This window comes from Paraburkholderia silvatlantica (assembly GCF_003096715.1).
Classification (GTDB): domain Bacteria; phylum Pseudomonadota; class Gammaproteobacteria; order Burkholderiales; family Burkholderiaceae; genus Paraburkholderia; species Paraburkholderia silvatlantica.
Genome location: NZ_QEOL01000014.1, coordinates 174,188 through 194,810 on the forward strand (window position 1 = coordinate 174,188; position 20,623 = coordinate 194,810).

At 65.0% G+C, this 20,623-nt stretch carries 21 protein-coding genes and 1 pseudogene; 5 read left to right on the plus strand and 17 right to left on the minus strand.

The annotated features are described in order from the left end of the window. Positions 1–81: 81 nt before the first annotated feature. The 4 genes from rplS to rpsP form a co-directional block, all read right to left on the minus strand. The gene (gene rplS, locus C7411_RS19860) at positions 82–477 is read right to left on the minus strand and encodes a 50S ribosomal protein L19 (protein WP_042261060.1); all 396 of its coding nucleotides are present in this window, start codon (positions 475–477) and stop codon (positions 82–84) included. Between the two features lie 150 nt (positions 478–627). After that, complete coding sequence (gene trmD / locus C7411_RS19865; RefSeq protein ID WP_110387433.1) at positions 628–1,395, minus strand: tRNA (guanosine(37)-N1)-methyltransferase TrmD; 768 nt, start codon at positions 1,393–1,395, stop codon at positions 628–630. A gap of 53 nt (positions 1,396–1,448) precedes the next feature. Beyond that, positions 1,449–2,213: a ribosome maturation factor RimM gene (rimM, locus tag C7411_RS19870; protein ID WP_110387434.1), complete on the minus strand. Its 765-nt coding sequence runs from the start codon at positions 2,211–2,213 to the stop codon at positions 1,449–1,451. A gap of 97 nt (positions 2,214–2,310) precedes the next feature. Further along, positions 2,311–2,574 (minus strand): 30S ribosomal protein S16, encoded by a 264-nt coding sequence (gene rpsP / locus C7411_RS19875; RefSeq protein ID WP_028206744.1) that lies wholly within the window; start codon positions 2,572–2,574, stop codon positions 2,311–2,313. Positions 2,575–2,801: 227 nt separating this feature from the next. Between rpsP and C7411_RS19880 the strand changes: the two genes are divergently transcribed. Together C7411_RS19880 and C7411_RS19885 are read left to right on the plus strand one after the other, a co-directional pair. Next, on the plus strand, positions 2,802–3,959 hold the full coding sequence (locus C7411_RS19880) for a PQQ-dependent sugar dehydrogenase (protein ID WP_373682689.1): 1,158 nt from the start codon (positions 2,802–2,804) through the stop codon (positions 3,957–3,959). A gap of 158 nt (positions 3,960–4,117) precedes the next feature. Beyond that, entirely contained in the window at positions 4,118–4,591 is a 474-nt protein-coding gene (locus tag C7411_RS19885) for an NINE protein (protein ID WP_110387461.1), read from the plus strand. Between the two features lie 16 nt (positions 4,592–4,607). Here C7411_RS19885 and C7411_RS19890 read toward each other — a convergent pair whose 3' ends face one another. Both C7411_RS19890 and C7411_RS19895 read right to left on the minus strand, forming a co-directional pair. Then, complete coding sequence (locus tag C7411_RS19890) at positions 4,608–5,756, minus strand: PA0069 family radical SAM protein (RefSeq protein ID WP_110387435.1); 1,149 nt, start codon at positions 5,754–5,756, stop codon at positions 4,608–4,610. Positions 5,757–5,894: 138 nt separating this feature from the next. Continuing rightward, a complete protein-coding gene (locus C7411_RS19895) occupies positions 5,895–6,383 on the minus strand; it encodes an Lrp/AsnC ligand binding domain-containing protein (RefSeq protein ID WP_110387436.1) in 489 nt (162 codons plus the stop codon). A 176-nt stretch (positions 6,384–6,559) separates the two neighbouring features. On the opposite strand from C7411_RS19895, the gene C7411_RS19900 reads away from it, so the two are divergent. Next, positions 6,560–7,846, plus strand: coding sequence for a D-amino acid dehydrogenase (locus tag C7411_RS19900; RefSeq protein WP_110387437.1), 1,287 nt, complete (start codon positions 6,560–6,562; stop codon positions 7,844–7,846). Positions 7,847–7,960: 114 nt separating this feature from the next. On the opposite strand, the gene C7411_RS19905 is transcribed toward C7411_RS19900, so the two are convergent. The 6 genes from C7411_RS19905 to C7411_RS19930 form a co-directional block, all read right to left on the minus strand. Next, complete coding sequence (locus C7411_RS19905) at positions 7,961–9,748, minus strand: acyl-CoA dehydrogenase (RefSeq protein ID WP_110387438.1); 1,788 nt, start codon at positions 9,746–9,748, stop codon at positions 7,961–7,963. Positions 9,749–9,888: 140 nt separating this feature from the next. Further along, positions 9,889–10,824, minus strand: a complete 936-nt coding sequence (locus C7411_RS19910; protein ID WP_110387462.1) for an electron transfer flavoprotein subunit alpha/FixB family protein — start codon at positions 10,822–10,824, stop codon at positions 9,889–9,891. Between the two features lie 23 nt (positions 10,825–10,847). Continuing rightward, the gene (locus tag C7411_RS19915) at positions 10,848–11,597 is read right to left on the minus strand and encodes an electron transfer flavoprotein subunit beta/FixA family protein (RefSeq protein ID WP_110387439.1); all 750 of its coding nucleotides are present in this window, start codon (positions 11,595–11,597) and stop codon (positions 10,848–10,850) included. Between the two features lie 223 nt (positions 11,598–11,820). Continuing rightward, a complete protein-coding gene (locus C7411_RS19920; RefSeq protein ID WP_110387440.1) occupies positions 11,821–12,618 on the minus strand; it encodes a MetQ/NlpA family ABC transporter substrate-binding protein in 798 nt (265 codons plus the stop codon). Between the two features lie 55 nt (positions 12,619–12,673). Then, on the minus strand, positions 12,674–13,327 hold the full coding sequence (locus C7411_RS19925; protein ID WP_110387441.1) for a methionine ABC transporter permease: 654 nt from the start codon (positions 13,325–13,327) through the stop codon (positions 12,674–12,676). After that, positions 13,317–14,351, minus strand: a complete 1,035-nt coding sequence (locus C7411_RS19930) for a methionine ABC transporter ATP-binding protein (protein WP_110387442.1) — start codon at positions 14,349–14,351, stop codon at positions 13,317–13,319. The genes C7411_RS19925 and C7411_RS19930 overlap by 11 nt, the downstream gene beginning before the upstream one ends. 340 nt (positions 14,352–14,691) lie before the next feature. Here C7411_RS19930 and C7411_RS19935 point away from each other — a divergent pair, with 340 nt between their 5' ends. After that, entirely contained in the window at positions 14,692–15,522 is an 831-nt protein-coding gene (locus C7411_RS19935) for an alpha/beta hydrolase (RefSeq protein WP_373682692.1), read from the plus strand. Positions 15,523–15,545: 23 nt separating this feature from the next. On the opposite strand, the gene C7411_RS19940 is transcribed toward C7411_RS19935, so the two are convergent. Together C7411_RS19940 and C7411_RS19945 are read right to left on the minus strand one after the other, a co-directional pair. Further along, the gene (locus C7411_RS19940; protein ID WP_373682693.1) at positions 15,546–16,331 is read right to left on the minus strand and encodes an enoyl-CoA hydratase; all 786 of its coding nucleotides are present in this window, start codon (positions 16,329–16,331) and stop codon (positions 15,546–15,548) included. 73 nt (positions 16,332–16,404) lie between these two features. After that, a complete protein-coding gene (locus tag C7411_RS19945) occupies positions 16,405–17,331 on the minus strand; it encodes a histone deacetylase family protein (RefSeq protein ID WP_110387445.1) in 927 nt (308 codons plus the stop codon). A gap of 214 nt (positions 17,332–17,545) precedes the next feature. On the opposite strand from C7411_RS19945, the gene mltB reads away from it, so the two are divergent. Then, the gene (mltB, locus tag C7411_RS19950; RefSeq protein WP_110387446.1) at positions 17,546–18,844 is read left to right on the plus strand and encodes a lytic murein transglycosylase B; all 1,299 of its coding nucleotides are present in this window, start codon (positions 17,546–17,548) and stop codon (positions 18,842–18,844) included. A gap of 69 nt (positions 18,845–18,913) precedes the next feature. Here mltB and cysM read toward each other — a convergent pair whose 3' ends face one another. The 3 genes and pseudogenes from cysM to C7411_RS19965 form a co-directional block, all read right to left on the minus strand. Then, entirely contained in the window at positions 18,914–19,816 is a 903-nt protein-coding gene (gene cysM, locus C7411_RS19955) for a cysteine synthase CysM (RefSeq protein WP_110387447.1), read from the minus strand. Between the two features lie 276 nt (positions 19,817–20,092). Next, a complete protein-coding gene (locus C7411_RS19960) occupies positions 20,093–20,440 on the minus strand; it encodes a ComEA family DNA-binding protein (protein WP_110387448.1) in 348 nt (115 codons plus the stop codon). Between the two features lie 73 nt (positions 20,441–20,513). Further along, positions 20,514–20,623 (minus strand): annotated as a pseudogene (locus tag C7411_RS19965) (ADP-glyceromanno-heptose 6-epimerase); the annotation flags it as partial.

Sequence of the window (20,623 nt, forward strand, 5' to 3'; positions counted from 1 at the left end):
GTCCCGGATTACACGTACACGAGATTATTTTGCGGCCAAAAAGAAAAAAGCACCCCGAGGGGTGCTTTTTTCTTACAGCTTTTACGCCTGATCGGCCGGAGCGGCTGCGCGGTCTTTCGACACCAGCTTTTCCTTGATACGTGCCTTCTTGCCCGACAGGCTGCGCAGGTAGTACAGCTTCGCGCGACGCACGTCGCCGCGGCGCTTCACCACGATGCTGGCCAGCAGCGGCGAATACGTCTGGAACGTACGCTCGACGCCTTCGCCCGACGAGATCTTGCGCACGATGAACGACGAGTTCAGGCCGCGGTTACGCTTCGCGATCACGACGCCTTCGTATGCCTGAACGCGCTTGCGGTTACCTTCAACCACGTTCACGTTGACGATCACCGTATCGCCGGGGGCGAAATCGGGGATGGTCTTCTCGCCCAGCACGCGCTGGATCTCTTCCTGCTCGAGTTTTTCAATCAGATTCATGGATTGACTCCGTATGCCATCTTGTCGGCGTTCGTACCTGTGCAGGGTTGCCTGCACTACGGCCCCGATAGAGGATGGATTCACAACTGGCGCCGTTCACGCATGAAGCGGCACCGCCTTTTGCGCCCCTTGTCGCGCCCGCCCGAAGCCTTACGCTTCGTCCGGGCCCTTCGCGAGACTAGCGAGCCACGCCTCGTCGGCCCGGCTCAACATCTTGTTCTTTCTGGCCCGCGCGATCAGATCGGGCCGCTTGTTCCACGTATTGCGCAACGCCTCGCGGCGGCGCCACAGCTCGATTTCCGCATGATGGCCGCCAAGCAGCACATCGGGCACACGCACGCCGTCGTATTCCTCGGGGCGCGTGTAATGCGGACAGTCGAGCAAACCGTCGACGAAGCTGTCCTGCACCGCGGAAAGCGCGTCGCCCAGCACGCCCGGCAGGTTGCGCACCACGGCGTCCATCAAGGCCATCGCAGGCAATTCGCCCCCCGAGAGCACGAAGTCGCCGAGGCTCACTTCTTCGTCCACGCAGCGGTCGACGAGACGCTGGTCGATCGCTTCGTAGCGGCCGCACAACATCACGAGACCCGGCTCCTGCGCGAACTGCATGACGCGTTCGTGCGTGAGCGGCTTGCCTTGCGGCGACATCAGCAGCACACGCGGAGCGCTCACGCCGGCTTGCGCCTGCGCGGCCTTCGCCGCGTCGATCGCCGCTTCGAGCGGCCTGGCCAGCATGACCATGCCGGGGCCGCCGCCGTAAGGGCGGTCGTCGATCGTGCGGTAGTTGTCGGTCGTGAAATCACGCGGATTCCACGTGCGCAACGTGTAACGCTGCTGCTTCGCCGCCCGGCTGGTAATGCCCCAGTCGGTCAGCGCGCGGAACATCTCGGGAAAGAGCGTGACGACATCGAACTGCATCGCTCTCTCCGTTCAGCGAAATTGAATCAAGGCGCGCGGTGTTGCTGCGGCGTTTAGTAGTCGGCTTCCCAGTCGACGACGATGCGCTTCGCCGCCAGGTCCACCGTCTTCACGAACACGCCCACAAACGGGATCAGGCGCTCGCCGGCGGCCGGCTTGCCATCCTTGTCCGTGGACGCATACGTGACACGCAACACCGATTGCGCACCATTGTCGATCAGGTCGGCGACCTTGCCGAGCTCGACGCCCGCCTCATTGGCGACGTCGAGGCCGATCAGGTCGACCCAGTAATATTCGTCGGCAGCAGGAGCCGGGAATTCGGCCCGGCTCACGTACACGCGCGCGCCGCGCAACAGCAGCGCGGCATCGCGGTCGGCGAGGCCCGAAAGCTGGCCGACGACGCTGTCACCATGAACCTTGGCGCTCTCGCGCACCGCGGAATGACGCTCGCGATGCCCCTGACCCTCGCGGCCCTTGAGGAGCCACCAGCGTTTGGCGGAAAGCAGTGCGCGGCCGTCCTGCGCGTGCGGCGCGATCTTCAGCCAGCCCTTGAGGCCATAGGCGTCGATCACGGCGCCGACTTCAACGGCGTCGGCCGGCCAGCTCGCTTCGGTTTCGGCGCGCAGGCTGCCGGTTGCGGGCGCGGCTTTCGCGGCGCTCTCGCGTGCAGGCTTGCGCACGAACGCGCCAAACGACGGGGCGCCGCGGGCGGCAACCTTGCCGGCGCCGCCAGTCGCAGCGCTGTTTGCCGCTGCGGGCGCCCCGCTTTCCGACGCGTCGTTCGCCTCTACGGCAGATTTAGCGTCATGCGCGGACATCGGCACCCCTTGCGACCAGCTTGATATCGCATACGCCGATCATGCGGCGCGTACGCGGGTAAAACACGGACAACAGACTGAAAAGACGCTTAACGACTCAAGCAGCCGGCGCAGCGGCGGCGGTCTTTTGCGCTTCCTTCACGAGGCGCTCGACGGCCGGCGACATTTGCGCGCCGTTTTCCTTCCAGTACGTCACGCGATCTTGAGCGATACGCAGCGTTTCACCCTTGGTAGCGACCGGGTTGTAGAAGCCCACGCGCTCGATGAAACGGCCGTCGCGACGGTTGCGCGAGTCGGTTGCGACGATGTTGTAGAACGGGCGCTTTTTCGAGCCGCCGCGTGCCAGACGGATGATGACCATACTAAAATCCTTGAAAACCGGGGTTCGGGACTACTGAAACATGCGATTATAGCCCGAAACCGGAGGCATAACAAACACTTAACGGGAAATTGCGCACCGGCGCGCAGAAAGCGGCAAGACACGGCGGTCAAAATGCGGCTCATGCCTACGATAGGCGGGCCCTGGAGCGAATTGTGGCGACTTTCAGACGACTCGTGCAATGGCTTCGTCACGGTTGCGGCGACGGCGTGGGTGACAGATCCGTTTATCCGGCCTCTCGCGAGCCGGCCAGGCGCTGCGCGGCGGCGTGGCTCGCCGTTGCCGCCGCCCTGCTCGCGGCGCCGTTCGCTCACGCGGCGCTTCCCATCGACCATATCAAGCTGCCACCGGGCTTCCACATCGAAGTGCTCTCCGCCGACGTGCCCGGCGCGCGCGAAATGACGCTGTCGGGCAGCGGCACCCTCCTGTATGCAGGGAGTATCGGCGGTGATGTCTACGCGCTGGAACTCAAGGACGGCAAGGTCATAAAGCGCCATATCGTGGCCTCGGGACTGACCATGCCGGTGGGTGTGGCCTGGCGCAACGGCGCACTGTACGTCTCGGCGGTTTCGTCGATCGTGCGGCTCGACGACATCGACCGTCATCTCGACGATCCGCCCAAAGCCGTCGTCGTCACGGATTCGCTGCCCGGCGAGCGCCACCACGGCTGGAAGTTCATCGCCTTCGGCCCCGACGGCAAGCTCTACGTGCCGCAAGGCGCGCCGTGCAATGTCTGCCTGCCGGCCAGCGACCCGCAGCGCGAGCATTTCGCGATGATCGGACGCATGGACCCCGACGGCTCGCACTACGAGACCATCGCCCGCGGCGTGCGCAACACGGTTGGCTTCGCGTGGCATCCGCAGACGCACGAACTCTGGTTCACCGACAACGGCCGCGACATGCTCGGCGACGACATCCCCGATGACAAGCTCAACCGCCTCGCGCACGTGGGCGAGGACTTCGGCTTCCCGTATTGTCACGGCGGCAATGTCGCCGACCCCGAGTTCGGCGCTGGTCATCCGTGCAGCGGCTTCACCCCCCCGGTCCTCAAGCTCGGCGCGCACGTGGCGTCGCTCGGCATGCGCTTCTATACCGGCTCGATGTTCCCGGCCGACTATAAGAACAGCATTTTCATCGCCGAGCACGGCTCGTGGAACCGCAGCAAGAAGGCCGGCTATCGCGTGGTGCGGGTGAGCGCGAACTCCGACGGCACGAACGCTCACCAGCAAGTGTTCGCACAGGGCTGGCTCGATTCCGACCAGACCCAATGGGGCCGCCCCGCCGACGTGCTGCCGCTGCCCGACGGCTCGCTCCTGATCAGCGACGACTACGCGGGCGCGATCTATCGCGTGACCTACAGCAAGTAGGCGCACGCCCCACGTTGCGCCCAGGCGCATGCATGGTGCCGGGCATAAGCGTGCGCTTGTGCTGCAAGCCCGGCGTGCGGCATACAATGCCCGGCGGCCCGTGTGCGTTCGACGTGATGCGCCCACGACGGCCAAACGTCCACGTTTCGCCCGAGCCCATGCCCAACGACAAGAACCCCGCACGCTTTCGCTCCAAAACGCTCACCGCAGCCCTCGCCTTCCTGTTTGGCAGCCTCGGCGCACACCGCTTCTATCTGTACGGCCCGCGCGACGTGTGGGGCTGGGCGCATTTGCTCGGCACGCTCATCGGCATTACGGGCGTGATGCTGCTCGCCGCAACCGAACGCGCCTCGATTCCCGGCTGGGTGCTCGCAGCGATTGGCGCGGTGTCGGTCCTCTCGGCGTTTCTGGCGGCGATCGTCTACGGCCTGCGCCCCGACGCCAAATGGGATGCGCAGTTCAACGCAGCGTTCGTGGAGCAAGGCCGCGCAAGCCGATCCGGCTGGACGGTGATCTTCGTCGTGATCTTCTCGCTGCTGATTGGCGCGTTCCTGCTAATGACCGGACTCGCGCTCTCGTTTCAAACGTACTTCGAGTCCCAGGTCGAGGCCGCAAAGGCACTCTCGCAGTAAATCACGCAGTAACGGCTCAGAACAGGTCGAGCTGCGGCTTCTCGCGCACGGTCTTCGACTGCACGAACGCCGACATGTCCAGAATGCCGTGGCGCCGCTCGTTGAGCCCGAGGCGCCGCACGGCATTGTGAAAGCGCTGCTTGAGCAGGTCGGCCCAAAGCCCCGTGCCCTTCATGCGCTGCGAAAACGCCGACTCGTAGTCCTTGCCGCCGCGCATGTCGCGCACGCGGCTCATCACGCGCTCAGCGCGCTGCGGGAAGTGCGCCGCCAGCCAGTCCTGGAACAGCGGCGCGACCTCCCACGGCAGGCGCAGCACGATGTAGCTCGCGCTTGTCGCACCGGCCTCGGCGCAGGCCTCGAGCACGCGCTCCATGTCGGGCTCGGTCACGAACGGAATCACCGGTGCGATGCTCACGCCTACCGGCACGCCGGCTTCGGCCAGCGTGCGGATGGTGCGCAGCCGCCGCGCGGGTGTCGCCGCACGGGGTTCGAGCGAGCGGGCGATATCGGCGTCGAGCGTGGTGATCGTGATCGCCGCCATGAACTGCTGGCGCGCGGCCATCGGCGCGAGCAGGTCGAGATCGCGCTCGATCAATGAGGACTTCGTGATGGCCGCGAACGGATGCTGCGCCTCGGCCAGCACTTCGACCACGCCGCGCGTGATGCGCAGGTCGCGCTCCACCGGTTGCCAGGCGTCGGTGTTCACACCGAGCGCAATCGGCTCGGGCTCGTACGACGGCTTCGCGATTTCCCGCACGAGCAACTCCGCCGCGTTGACCTTCGCGTAGATGCGGCTCTCGAAATCGAGCCCCGGCGAGAGGCCGAGATAGCTGTGCGTAGGCCGCGCGAAGCAATAGATGCAGCCGTGCTCGCAGCCGCGGTAAGGATTGAGCGAGACGTTGAACGGAATGTCCGGCGACTGGTTGCGCGTGAGGATGCTTTTCGCGCGCTCTTCGAAGACTTCAGTGCGCAGCCTGGGGCAGCCCGCTTCGTCGCCATCGCCCTCCCCGCCGACGCCCGTCTGCTGCCAGCCATCGTCGAACGCTTCGCGCTGGTCGACTTCATAACGCCCTTGCAGGTTCGTGACCGCGCCGCGCCCCTTGCGCGCAGTGGGCGGCGCAACGGGATACCAGGCGTCGGGATCTGGGTGACGGGAGTCGGTCACGGCTGGAGCAAAAAGGGCACGAAAACGGACATGAAAAGCGCAGACATGAAAACGCGGATCGATACTGTATAAATATACAGTATCGATCCGCGTTGTCGAGTCCTAAAAACGGGGCGCTTTCAGCCGCCGCGACCCAGGTCAGTCCCCCACGGCGATGGTCAGCGTCTCCTTGATCTCTTCCATCACCACGTAGCTCTTCGACTGCACAGCGCCCGGCAGTTGCAGCAGGATGTCGCCGAGCAGTTTTCGGTAGTCGGCCATCTCGCCAATGCGCGCCTTGATGAGATAGTCGAAGTCGCCCGAGACGAGATGGCATTCGAGCACTTCGGGAATCTTCTGCACCTCGCGGCGGAACTGGTCGAACATGTTGCCGCTCTTGTGGTCGAGCGTGATCTCCACGAACACGAGCAGCGCCGCGCCCAGCACGGAAGGGTTCACGCGCGCGAAGTAACCCGTGATCACGCCGTCGCGCTCCATGCGCTTGACCCGCTCGATGCACGGCGTGACCGAGAGCCCGACCTGCTCCGCGAGGTCCTTCATGGCCATGCGGCCGTCTTCCTGGAGCAGTTTGAGGATGCGGTGATCGAGCCGGTCGAGCGCGCGGACCGGTTGACGCTGCGTTCTCATGATTTCTTCCCAAAAATCTGAAAAATACAATAACAAAACCTGGACATACCACAATAGCATAGCAACAAATACTGGCTACACCCGAATTTTCATGCCTTCTTCCCTATCGGTGCCGAAACACGGCTTCCGGGGTCCCGGCAATGTGGCGTAGCTCAACGAATCTATATGGAGCAGGTATGCGAGTCGTCGTGTTGGGCAGTGGTGTGGTCGGTGTGGCCAGCGCCTGGTATCTCGCCCGCGCGGGCCACGAAGTCACGGTGATCGACCGCGAGGCCGGTCCCGCGCTCGAAACCAGTTTTGCCAATGCCGGCCAGATCTCGCCGGGCTACGCCGCGCCGTGGGCAGCGCCCGGCGTGCCGCTCAAGGCGATCAAGTGGATGTTCGAGAAGCACGCGCCGCTCGCCATTCGTCTGGACGGCACCAGGTTCCAGCTGCAATGGATGTGGCAGATGCTGCAGAACTGCACGGCCGAACGCTATGCGCTCAACAAGGGCCGCATGGTGCGCCTCGCCGAATACAGCCGCGACTGCCTGCAGGCGCTGCGCGCCGACACGGGCATCCAGTACGAAGGCCGCACGGGCGGCACGCTCCAGGTGTTCCGCACGCAACAGCAGTTCGAAGGCGCGGCGAAGGACATCGCCGTGCTCGAAGACGCGAACGTTCCGTACGAACTGCTGACCGCCGCCGAACTCGGCCGCGCCGAACCCGCGCTCGCCGCGGTGTCGGGCAAGCTCACAGGCGGCCTGCGCCTGCCCGGCGACGAAACCGGCGACTGCCAGATGTTCACCACGCGCCTCGCCGCGATGGCCGAACAGTTGGGCGTGAAGTTCCGCTACAACACGCCGGTCGACGGCCTCGCCATGCAGGGCGACCGTATCGCGGGCGTGCAATGCGGCAGCGAACTCGTGCGTGCAGATTCGTACGTGGTCGCGCTCGGCTCCTTCTCGACGAAGATGCTCGCGGGCCTCGTGAAGATTCCGGTCTATCCGCTCAAGGGCTATTCGATCACGGCGCCGATCGTGAACGCGAGTGCCGCGCCGGTTTCAACCGTGCTCGACGAAACCTACAAGATCGCGATCACGCGTTTTGACGACCGCATCCGCGTGGGCGGCATGGCCGAGATCGTCGGCTTCGACAAGACGCTCAAGCAAGCGCGCCGCGAAACACTCGAAATGTGCGTGAACGACCTGTTCCCGGGCGGCGGCGACACGGCGAAGGCCACCTTCTGGACCGGCCTGCGCCCGATGACGCCGGACGGCACGCCGGTCGTCGGCCGCACGCCGATCCCGAACCTGTTCCTGAACACGGGTCACGGCACGCTCGGCTGGACGATGTCGTGCGGCTCGGGCCAGTTGCTCGCCGATCTGATCTCGGGCAAGCAGCCCGCCATCCGCGCCGACGATCTTTCGGTGCACCGCTATCTCGGCGACACACAAGGCTCGCATCGCCCGGCGTATGCCTGAAGCAACGCTTTCGGCATGAACGAACACGGCGCCTGCGGGGCGCCGTGTTTCATTTCTCGCTTCGCCCGATTCGCCCGCTTCGCCCGGCTCGATTGGCTCGATTGGCGCGCGGCGTCAGAACTGATCCTCCGCCAGCGCCAGCACGCCCTCACTGCCGTTCGCGCTGACGATCGCCGCTTCGAGCGCCACCGCCTGCGGCAGCACGTGTTGCGCGAAGAACTGCGCCGTGGCGATCTTCGCGCCATGAAACTTCGGATCGTCCTGCATGAGACGCTGCGAGGCGAGCATCGCGCGCGCCATCTGCCAGCCGCCCAGCACGATGCCCGCCAGCTTCAGATACGGCACGCTGCCCGCGAACACCGCGTTCGGATCGCTTTTCGCCTTCGCGAGCACGAAGTCCACGGCCGACGCCAGCGCATCCTTACCTGCCGCGAGATGCTTGCGCATCGACTCGAACGCCGCGCCTTGTTGTGCGGTCAGCGCGTCGACGGTCTGCGCGATATCGGCGAGCAGCGCCTTCGCCGCCGCGCCGCCGTCGCGCAGCGTCTTGCGCCCGATGAGATCGTTCGCCTGGATCGCCGTCGTGCCTTCGTAGATCGGCAGAATGCGCGCGTCGCGGTAGAACTGCGCGGCGCCCGTTTCCTCGATGAAACCCATGCCGCCATGCACCTGCACGCCGAGGCTTGTCACTTCCAGCGCCAGTTCGGTGCTCCAACCCTTCACGATCGGCACGAGGTACTCGTAGCGCGCCTGATGCCGCGCACGGGCCGCCTCGTCGGGGTCGCCGTGCGCGCGGTCGCTCTCGCCCGCCGCCACGTAGGCGAGCGCACGCGCGGCTTCGGTGAGCGCACGCATCGTCGCGAGCATGCGGCGCACGTCGGGGTGATGGATGATGCTCACCGCCGCTTTCGCGGAACCATCCACCGGGCGGCTCTGCACGCGCTCCTTCGCATAGGCGAGCGCCTTCTGGTACGCGCGATCGGAGACCGCCACGCCCTGCACGCCCACCGCAAAACGCGCGGCGTTCATCATGATGAACATGTATTCGAGGCCGCGATTCTCTTCGCCAATCAATTGGCCGATCGCGCCGCCAAGGTCGCCGAACTGCAGCACGGCGGTCGGGCTCGCCTTGATGCCGAGCTTGTGTTCGATCGACACGCAGTGCACATCGTTGCGCGCGCCGGGCGTGCCATCTTCGTTGACGAGGAACTTCGGCACGATGAACAGCGAAATGCCCTTCACGCCTTCGGGCGCCGTGGGCGTGCGCGCGAGCACGAGATGGACGATGTTCTCCGCCATGTCGTGCTCGCCCCACGTGATGAAGATCTTCGTGCCGAACAGCCTGTAGTTGCCGTCGCCTTGCGGCTCGGCGCGCGTGCGCACGGCGGCGAGATCGGAGCCCGCCTGCGGCTCGGTGAGGTTCATCGTGCCGGTCCAGTCGCCGGCAATGAGCTTCGGCACGAAGCGCTGCTTTTGCGCTTCGCTGCCGGCGGTGAGGAGCGCTTCGATGGCGCCGTCGGTGAGCAGCGGGCACAGCGCGAACGAGAGATTCGCCGCGTTGAGCATTTCCACGCACGGCGTGCCGACGAGCTTGGGCAAGCCTTGCCCTTCGTATTCCTGAGGATGCTGCACGCCTTGCCAGCCGCCTTCCACGTATTGCCGGAATGCCGCCTTGAAACCGGGTGTGGCGTGCACGTCGCCGTTTTCCCAGCGGCTCGGATTGCGGTCGCCTTCGGCGTTCAGCGGCGCGAGCACTTCGCCGCACAGCTTCGCGGCTTCGTGCAGCACCGCTTCGACCGTTTCTGGCGTGGCGTCTTCCCCGCCCGGCAGCTTCGCGATGCCTTCGAGGCCGGCCAGTTCCTTCATGACGAACAGCATGTCGCTCGTGGGCGCCTGGTACATTTCAGTCTCCTCCTGTCGGTATGCGGTTCCTCAAATAACAAAGGGGCGCCGCGGCGCCCCTTCGTTGCTTCGTTGCTACGTCTCACGCCGCGCGTTCAGTCATGATACGCGGCGCTCGTCGCTGAATACACCGGCCCGCTTCAGCCGAGTTCCTTCACGAGTTCCGGCACGACCGTGAACAGGTCGCCCACGAGGCCGTAGTCGGCCACGCTGAAGATCGGTGCTTCTTCGTCCTTGTTGATCGCGACGATGACCTTCGAGTCCTTCATGCCGGCCAGATGCTGGATCGCGCCCGAGATGCCGACCGCCACGTACAGTTGCGGCGCGACGATCTTGCCGGTTTGACCGACCTGATAGTCGTTCGGCACATAGCCAGCATCGACGGCTGCGCGCGAGGCGCCGAGCGCGGCATTGAGCTTATCGGCGAGCGGCTCCAGAACCTTCGTGTAGTTCTCGCCGCTGCCCAGACCCCGGCCGCCCGAGACGATGATCTTCGCGCTCGTGAGTTCCGGACGGTCGAGCTTCGTGACTTCACGGCCGACGAACTGCGTGAGACCGCTGTCTGCTGCCGCTTCGAGCTTCTCGACTGCTGCGCTGCCGCCTTCTGCCGCGACTGCGTCGAACGCCGTCGTGCGAACGGTAATGACCTTGATCGGGTCAACCGATTGCACCGTCGCGATCGCATTGCCCGCGTAGATCGGACGCTCGAACGTGTCCGGCGAATCCACAGCCGTGATGTCGCTGATCTGCGCGACGTCGAGCTTCGCGGCGATACGCGGCGTGACGTTCTTGCCCGCTGCCGTGGCCGGCGCGAGGATGTGCGAGTAGTGCTTCGCAATCGCGAGGACCGTCGCCTCGACGTTCTCGGCGAGACCCTGTTCGAGTTGCGGCGCATCGGCGAGCAGCACCTTCGCCACGCCTGCGATCTTCGCCGCCGCGTCCGCTGCGGCCTGGGCGTTGTGGCCCGCGACGAGCACGTGCACGTCGCCGCCAATCTTCTGTGCTGCAGCGACGGTGTTCAGCGTCGCGGCCTTGATCGATTGATTGTCGTGTTCAGCTATTACCAGATTCACCAGATTCGTCATTTTCGTCTCGCTCCTTACAGCACCTTGGCTTCCGTCTTCAGCTTCTCGACCAGCGTCTTCACGTCCGGCACCTTTACGCCGGCCGAACGCTTCGGCGGCTCGGCAACCTTCAGCGTCTTCAGACGCGGCGTGACATCGACGCCCAGATCTTCCGGCTTGACCGTTTCCAAAGGCTTCTTCTTCGCCTTCATGATGTTCGGCAGCGTGACGTAGCGCGGCTCGTTCAGGCGCAGGTCCGTCGTGACGACTGCGGGCAGCTTGAGCGAGAGCGTTTCCGCGCCGCCGTCCACTTCGCGCGACACAGTGGCCTTGCCGTCGGCGACCACCACCTTCGATGCAAACGTCGCTTGCGGCAGGCCAGCCAAAGCCGCGAGCATCTGGCCGGTCTGGTTCGAATCGTCGTCGATGGCCTGCTTGCCGAGAATGACCAGTTGCGGCTGCTCCTTGTCGACCAGCGCCTTGAGCAGCTTGGCCACCGCCAGCGGCTGCAGGTCTTCGTTCGACTCGATGAGGATCGCGCGATCCGCGCCGATGGCCAGCGCCGTGCGCAGCGTTTCCTGCGCTTGCGTGACGCCCGCCGAAACGGCGATGACTTCCGTCGCCACGCCGGCTTCCTTCAGACGCACCGCTTCTTCCACGGCGATTTCGTCGAACGGGTTCATCGACATCTTCACGTTGGCGATGTCGACGCCCGTGCCATCCGACTTCACACGAACCTTCACGTTGTAATCGACTACGCGTTTGACTGGCACAAGGACTTTCATTCACATGCTCCGAAGTTACGAATACGTCAACCTGGCGGACATTATAGCGATAGCCCTGGCGGGCCGATCTGCCACCAGCAATTTTCACGAACCACCGCTGCCGCACCCCTGCTTCACCCCGGCCATCAGTAGCGAACGATCGTGCGATTTTACGGTGGAAAAAACCCGGGCATCAAGCCCGGGTGCCGAAAAATTTCTCCGATTCCACGGCCTCGAAGGGAGGCTACCAGGAGGTGATGACCGCCCCGCCGAACGTCGTTTCGACGTAGTGCTTCACTTCCGGCGAGCGGTACGCGGCGACCAGCTTCGCCACCCACGGCTTGTTGCGGTCGGCCTCGCGGATCGCGAGGATATTCACGTACGGCCCCTTCGGGTCTTCGATTGCGATCGCGTCCTGTTTCGGCTTCAGGCCCGCTTGCATGGCGAAGTTCGTGTTGATCGCGGCGGCGTCCACGTCGTCGAGCGAACGCGGAATCTGCGCGGCGTCGAGTTCGACGATCTTCAGCTTCCTGGGGTTTTCCACGATGTCGAGCGGCGTTGCCTTCAAGCCTGCTTGCGCGCGCACTTTGATGAGACCCTGGCTCTGCAGCAGCAGCAAGGCACGGCCGCCATTCGTCGGATCATTCGGCACCGCGATGCGCGAGCCCGGCTTGAGTTCGGAGAGCGCTTTGATCTTCTTCGAGTAAATACCCATCGGGAACGTGACCGTGTCCGCGATCTTGATGAGCTTGTAGCCGCGATCCTTCACCTGCGCGTCGAGATACGGCGCGTGCTGGTAGCTGTTGGCGTCGAGGTCGCCGCCCGCGAGCGCCGCATTCGGCTGCACGTAGTCGGAGAACTCGATGATCTTGATGTTCAGGCCGTTCTTCGCGGCCACGCCCTTCACGACTTCCATCACCTGCTCGTGCGGGCCACCCGTCACACCCACCTTGATGGTTTCGTCCGCGTGCGCAGCGAGCGGTGCGATGAGCGAAGCTGCGCCAAGCGCCGCAGCGAGCCGGATCATGAAACGACGATGCATACCCAACCTTTGTCTTGTGTAGTTATGTTGATCGAAAAACCGCTTGTTTTAAGGCCTATTTGTGGCTCAGGCGCCGCACGAGCCAGTCGCCGAACGACTGCACGAGCTGCACGAACACGATCAGGATCACGACCACGATCAGCATGACTTCGGGTTCGAAGCGCTGATAGCCGTAGCGGATGCCGAGGTCGCCAAGCCCGCCGCCGCCGATGGCGCCAGCCATCGCCGAATAGCCGACGAGCGAGATGAACGTGATGGTGAGCCCCGCCACCACGCCCGGCAGCGACTCGGGCAGCAGCACCTTGAAGACGATCTGGCTCGTGCTCGCGCCCATGGCCTGGGCGGCTTCGATCAGGCCGCGATCGACTTCGCGCAGCGCCGTTTCGACGAGCCGCGCGATGAACGGCGCAGCGGCGATGGTGAGCGGCACGATGGCGGCCGCCGTGCCGATCGACGAACCCACGACGAGGCGCGTGAACGGAATCACGGCAACGAGCAGGATGATGAACGGCGTGGAGCGCACGGCATTGACGACCACCCCCATCACGCGATTCGCGGCGACGTTCTGCAGCACGCCGTTGCGGTCGGTGAGATAGAGCAGCACGCCGAGCGGCAGGCCGACAACCGCGCCCACGAGTCCCGAGATGCCCACCATGACGAGCGTCTCCCAGAACGACTGGACGAACATGTCGAACATTTCACTCCACATGGGACAGTTCCTCCACCACGACGCCTTGTTCGCGCAGCCACGCCATGGCCTGCGCGACCTTCACCGGATCGCCGCCCGCGAGCACCGCGAGCGAGCCGAACGCCTGCCCCTGGATCTCGTCGATCTGGCCGTGCAGGATGTTGAAATCGAGTTCGAAGCGGCGAATCGTCTCCGAGAGCACCGGCTGGTCGACGCCCGTGCCCTTGAAGGCGAGGCGCAGCAAGTGGCCGCTGCCTTTCGCGAGATGCTCGGCCACGCGCGCCTTGAGCGCGGGCGGCAGCTCCTGGGCGATCACGTCGCCGAGCAGTGCGCGCGTGACTTCGTGGCGCGGCTGCAGGAACACGTCGATCACGGGGCCGCTTTCCACCACGCGGCCCGCATCGAGCACGGCCACGCGGTCGCAGACCTGTTTGATCACTTCCATCTGGTGCGTGATCATCACGATGGTCAGGTTCAGTTCGCGATTGATCTTGCGCAGCAGGTCGAGAATCGCGCGTGTAGTTTCGGGGTCGAGCGCGGAAGTCGCCTCGTCCGAAAGCAGCACCTTGGGCTTGCTCGCGAGCGCGCGCGCAATGCCCACGCGCTGCTTCTGGCCGCCGCTGATCTGCGAGGGATAGCGGTCTTTCTGCGCGCCAAGGCCGACGAGTTCGAGCAGCGGCAGCACCGTCGCCTCGATCTCAGCGCGCTTCACGCCGGCCAGTTCGAGCGGCAGCGCGACGTTGTCGAACACAGTGCGCGACGACAACAGGTTGAAGTGCTGGAAGATCATGCCGATCTCGCGGCGCGCTTGGCGAAGCTCGGCCGTCGAGAGCGACGTGAGCGTGCGAGCGTTGACGACGATGTCGCCTTCGGTGGGCCGCGTGAGCAGGTTGATGGTGCGCACGAGCGTGCTCTTGCCCGCGCCGCTGCGCCCGATGATGCCGAACACCTCGCCCGGCGGAATCGTCAGATTGACGTTGTGCAGCGCTTCGATCCAGCCTTGTGGGCCGGCGAAGCGCTGGGACACGTTTCGAATTTCGATCATGGAAAAAGCAAAACGGCGGGTGTGCCGCGCGCCGCTCGCGCATGCCGCTTCTTTTGTGCAGCGGCAAACGCGTCGCGCCGGCTGACAGCCGCCGTTCGATGGACTGGATTTAGGCCCGCATTCTACCCTGGCACGCAAAATTCCTTTTAATAATCAATTTCGATAATTTCATAACTCGTTTGCATTAGAGGGTTCTGGCAGCGCGTGGCAGCCCGCGTGGCGGCTACACTGCACTGCGGCAGACTGATACCGAAAACGAACCGCTCAATCAGGGAGCGAGATGGAGACTCATCAGAACATCGCCATGGCGCAGGCGTCCGAACCCGCCGGGCAAACGGCGCTGCGTGCGCGTGACGGCGTCGAACTGCCGCTCTACGTCTGGCGCGCGAGCGCGCCGCCGCGCGCGGCCATCGCACTGATTCATGGTCTCGCGGAACACGCGGGCCGCTATGCGGCGCTCGCCGCGCAGCTGAACGCCGCGGGCATCGATGTCTATGCAGTCGATCTGCGCGGTCACGGGCATGCCCGTGGCCGCCGCACCTGGATCGCGCACTTCGACGAATATCTCGACGACGCCGAGGCGCTTCTCGCCCACGCGAACGCGCAATGCGTCAAACAGGGCATACCGCTCTTCCTGATGGGCCACAGCATGGGCGGCGCGATTGCCGCGCTTTACGCCGTCGAGCGCCTGCCGCAAGCGCGCGTGCCGCTCGCGGGCCTGCTGCTCTCGAGCGCGGCGTTGGCTCCTGGCCGCGACGTGCCCGCGTGGAAGATCGCCGCGAGCCGCGTGATCAGCGCGATCTGGCCGACCTTCCCGGCCATGAAAATCGACGCGGCGCTGCTCGCTCGCAACCCCAAAGTGGTCGAAGCCAACCGCGCCGATCCGCTCGTGCATCATGGTGCGATTCCCGCACGCACCGGAGCGCAATTACTGGAAGCAATGAAACGCATCGAGGCGGGACGCGCGCACCTGCGGCTACCCGTGCTGATCTGGCACGGCGCCGAGGACAAGCTCACCGAGCCCGAAGGCAGCCGCGCATTCGGCGCGAACGTGGGATCGGCTGATCGCACGCTCACGCTTTATGAAGGCAGCTACCACGAAACACTCAACGACCTCGATCGGCAGCGCGTGATCGACGCGCTGATCGACTGGATCGGCCGCCACTGCTGACCGGGCAGACGCGGGCAGACGCGCTACTTCGCGCCGCGTTTCTCGATGAACGCCTGCACGCCGTCGAGTGCGGGCTCGGTCATCATGTTGCAGGCCATGGTCTGCCCGGCCAGTTGATACGCGGCTTCGATGCCCATTTCGATCTGCCGGTAGAAGAGCCCCTTGCCTGCCGCGACGGCCTCCCGCGGCTTCGCGCAGAGGCTCGCGGCCAGCGCGGTCACGGCCGCGTCGAGTTCGTCGGCGGGCACCACGCGGTTGACGAGGCCTTCGCGCAATGCCTTCTGTGCATCGATGAATTCGCCCGTCATCAGCATTTCGAAGGCCGCCTTGCGCGAGACGTTGCGCGAGAGCGGCACGGCGGGCGTCGAGCAAAAGAGCCCAAGATTGATGCCCGATACCGCAAAGCGCGCCGAGTCCGCCGCCACCGCCAGATCGCACATCGCGACGAGCTGGCAGCCCGCCGCCGTCGCCACGCCCTGCACGCGCGCGATGACGGGCTGCGGCATCTTCTGAATGGCGAGCATCATCTTCGAGCAGCGCTCGAACAGCTTCGCGTAGTACTCGTGCGAGGGCGCCGCGCGCATTTCCCTGAGATCGTGGCCCGCGCAGAACGCGCGCCCCGCCGCTGCGATCACGACCGCGCGCGCGTCGGACTTCGCCAGCGCGGCGAGTTCGCCCTGCAATGCGTCGATGAGCGCTTCGGAAAGCGCGTTGAACGCATCCGGGCGGTTTAGCGTGAGGCGCACGACGCCTGGCACACCATACGCATCACGCGTGACTTCGACGAGCGGCGGCAATGAGGAGGGAATGGCGCTCACGATGCGTGTCTCCTTCGTTCGAATCAGAGCGATATGGGTCCGCGCTCAGGGCCGCGCGGGCCGCCTAGATATCCGCCAGCACGCGCAGATGCGCCACGACGCTGCGGCCAAGCGCCGAGAGGTTATAGCCGCCTTCGAGGCTGCTCACGACGCGCCCTTTCGCATAGCGGCGCGCGATCTCGAGAATCTGCTCTGTGATCCACGCAAAGTCGTCTTCCACGAGCCCCATGTTGCCGAGGTCGTCTTCGCGATGCGCGTCGAAGCCCGCAGAGACGAACACCATCTCCGGCTTGAACTCGTGCAGCCGCGGCAGCCACATGATGTCGATGGCCTCGCGCACTTCCATGCCTTTCGTGCGCGCGGCGATCGGCAGATTGACCATGTTCGGCGCCGGATGCTCGGCCCCCGAGTACGGATAGAACGGATGCTGAAAGAAGCTGCACATCAGCACGCGCGAGTCGCCCGCGAACGCGGCCTCGGTGCCGTTGCCGTGATGCACGTCGAAATCGATGATCGCCACGCGTTGGAGGCCATGGACTTCGAGTGCGTGGCGCGCCGCGATCGCGATGTTGTTGAAGAAGCAAAAGCCCATCGCGCGCGCGGGCTCCGCGTGATGGCCGGGCGGGCGCACGCTGCAGAATGCGTTCTCGTAGCGCCCGGCGAGCACCGCGTCGGTGGCCGCGATCGCCGCGCCCGCCGCGCGCAGCGCCGCCTGCCACGTGTGCGGATTCATCAGCGTGTCGGGGTCGATGCTCGCGTAGCCTTCCCTCGGCGCCATGTTGCGGATGAAGTCGATGTGCGCCTGGGTATGCACGCGCAGGAGCTGCGCCTCGGTCGCAAGCGGCGCCGATTCGTCGCGCTCGACCAGCGCGTCGATGCGGCTCGCGATCAGCTGGTCTTCGATGGCCTGCAGACGGGCGGGGCATTCGGGATGCCATTCGCCCATCTCATGCAGCAGAAAATCGGGGTGAGAGAAGAAACCGGTCGTCATGAGTCGCATTGGCCGCGGGTTGCGCGCATGCACGCGGCCGCGGGTCTCCGTCTGTCTTTTGTCTGGCGGCGCGCCGGCTGGCGCGCGTACAGACACCACGTTACCACAGCGGCCTGGTGCTCACGCGCCACGCCGGCGCGCAACGGCCCGATTCCCGTAAGGCGCTCGGTTATACTGCCCGGGTTCTTCCTGGACCGCTCTCCCTCTCTCACTCATGACCCTCAAGAACGCTCTGTCCGCCTCCAGCCGCCCACGTCGCACGACACTCGCACTCGCGCTTTGCGTCGCGGCGTCGTTGTGCACCGGCGCGGCGCGCGCGCAAACTGCCGCGCCGAAATCGCGACAGACGCCGCTCACGCTCGCGCAGGCACAGCCGCAAACGCCGACGCAGGGCCAGACGTTCGAAGAGGAAATCGTCCCGCAGCGCTACGCGAACAATCCGGACGTCGACGGCTTCATCAACGACATGGTGGCGCGCTACGACTTCGATCCCACCGCACTGCATGCGCTGTTCGCGAGCGCGAACTATTCGGCGACGGCGGTGAAGCTCGTCACGCCCTCGCCCGTTCCGGGCGTGAAGAACTGGCGCGCCTATCAGGCACGCTTCCTCGACCCGGTGCGCATCAATGCGGGCGTGCGCTTCTGGCGCGCGAACCAGGCCACGCTGCAGCGTGCATCGGAAGAGTTTGGCGTGCCGCCCGAGGTGATCGTCGGCATCATCGGCGTGGAGACGATCTACGGCCGCTACATGGGCAACTTCCGCGTGCTCGATGCGCTGACCACGCTCGCCTTCGATTATCCGGACACGCCGAACCGTGCCGAGCGCATGGCGACGTTCCGCAAGAATCTCGAGGACTACCTCGTGTGGACGCGCGACGCGCAGATCGATCCGTCGTCGGTGCTCGGCTCGTACACGGGCGCGATCGGCATCCCGCAGTTCCTGCCGAGCAGCATCGTGCAGTATGCGGTGGACTACGAGGGCAACAATCACATCGACCTGCGCGCGAGCACGGCCGACGCGATCGGCAGCGTGGCGAACTATCTGCGGCAGAACGGCTGGGAATCGGGGCGGCCCGTAGTATGGAATATCGCCACCGATGCGGGCAGCCTCGGCATCGCCCAGGCCGCCGCCGACGGCAAGCCCGAACCGCGCTGGCCGCTGGACCAGTTGCTGCGCTCGGGCCTCGTGCTCGACCAGCCGGACGTGGATATCGCCGCCGAGGCAGGCACGCCTGTCACGGTGATCGACTTGCCCTCGCCTGGCCGCGGCACCGAGTACAAGCTCGGGCTCAAGAACTTTTATGTGCTCACGCGCTATAACCGCAGCTTCTTTTACGCGCTCGCGGTGTATCAGCTGGGCATGCGCGTGAAGGCGCAGATGCTGGCGACGCAGCCTGGCGTGGGTGTGGGCCCGGCGAACGGGAATGGCAATGGCAATGGCAATGGCAATGGCAACGGTATGAACGGCGCCCCGAATGGTACGGGAATGACGCCACCCGCACAGCAAGACTGAATTCGGCGGTACCAGGCAAAACGGCCTTCGGAAGCACCGAAGGCCGTTTTTTTTGCGTCCGCGCTTCAATCAGGCTGGAAACACGCCCGTAGAGAGATAACGGTCGCCACGATCGCAGACGATGAACACGATCGTTGCGTTCTCGATCTGGCGCGCAAGACGCATCGCCACCTCGCACGCGCCGCCCGACGAGATACCCGCGAAAATGCCTTCGACCGAGGCAAGACGGCGCGCCATGTTCTCGGCGGCGGCCTGGCTCACGTTCTCCACGCGGTCCACGCGGCTGCGGTCGAAAATCTTCGGCATATACGCTTCGGGCCACTTGCGAATGCCCGGAATGCGCGAGCCTTCTTCCGGCTGCGCGCCGACAATCTCGATCGCCTGATTCTTTTCTTTCAGGAACTGGGACGTGCCCATGATCGTACCGGTCGTGCCCATCGACGAAACGAAGTGCGTGATGCGCCCTTCGGTGTCGCGCCAGATTTCCGGGCCGGTGGTCTCGTAGTGCGCAAGCGGATTGTCGGGATTGGCGAACTGGTCGAGGATGATGCCCTTGCCGTCGCGCTGCATCTGGTCGGCGAGGTCGCGCGCATACTCCATGCCGCCCTTGACCGGCGTGAGCATGATCTCGGCGCCGTAAGCCGCCATGCTCTGGCGTCGCTCGACCGAAAGGTCCTCCGGCATGATGAGCACCATCTTGTAGCCGCGGATGGCCGCCGCCATGGCGAGGGCGATGCCCGTATTGCCGCTCGTCGCTTCGATGAGCGTGTCGCCCGGCTTGATGCGGCCGCGCTCTTCGGCTTTGCGGATCATCGAGAGCGCCGGGCGGTCCTTCACGGACCCGGCCGGGTTGTTGCCTTCCAGCTTGGCCAGCACGACGTTATTGCGGGCGCGGATTTCATCGTCCGGCAGGCGGACGAGTTGCACGAGCGGTGTATTGCCTATCGTGTCTTCAATGGTCTTGTAGGGCATGGAAATGGCAGTGAGGCGCGATGACGTGATCCGTCGATTCTAAACCACGCGGGCAGCGACCGCAGGGGACCCATAACGCCGGTATGGACGCAGGCCTGACGACCTAACCCCCCAATGGTTGGCAAAAAGCCCGCGGCCCGGGCCGCGGGTCAACGTTGCGGGTCGACATCACCTGAGCAACACCTGAAGGAAACTGCGGGAAACCGCGGGAAACCGCGGGAAACCGCGCCCCGCGGCGGTGAAGCACGACGCGCGGGGCAAAACACAAGTGCACGTCTACTTCTTGACCGCCACAGCAGCCTGCGGCGTGCCCGCCTTCGCGGGCGTTGTTTGCGCAACCTTCGCCTGTGCCGCCTGGGGCTGCGCGGGACCGATCGCCAATCCTTCGGCCTGCAAACGTTCGACGGTATGGCCGCCCATGCCCTTCACGCGCTTGCCGAGGTCACTGGCATCCTTGTACGGGCCGTGCGCGCTGCGCTCGTCGAGAATGGCCCTGGCGCGCGCAGGCCCCACTCCCTTGATGCCGCGAAGCGCGTCTTCGTTGGCGGTGTTGACGTCCACGGCCGCGAAGGCGTGGCTGAATACGGCCAGAAGCGCGGCCGCCGCCAGGATTTTTCGGAACATGCTGGATCTCCCTGAAAACGCCGGCGACCATCGCCGGCGACGAGAGTCCAGTGTATGAAGTCAGGGCTTCGCGTTACACCTGGCCAGAAAGCCAACGCACGTAACGATCCACCCCTTCCTGCACCGTCAGGAACGGCGCGTCGTAGCCCGCTGCGCGCAGCTTCGACTGGTCCGCTTGCGTGA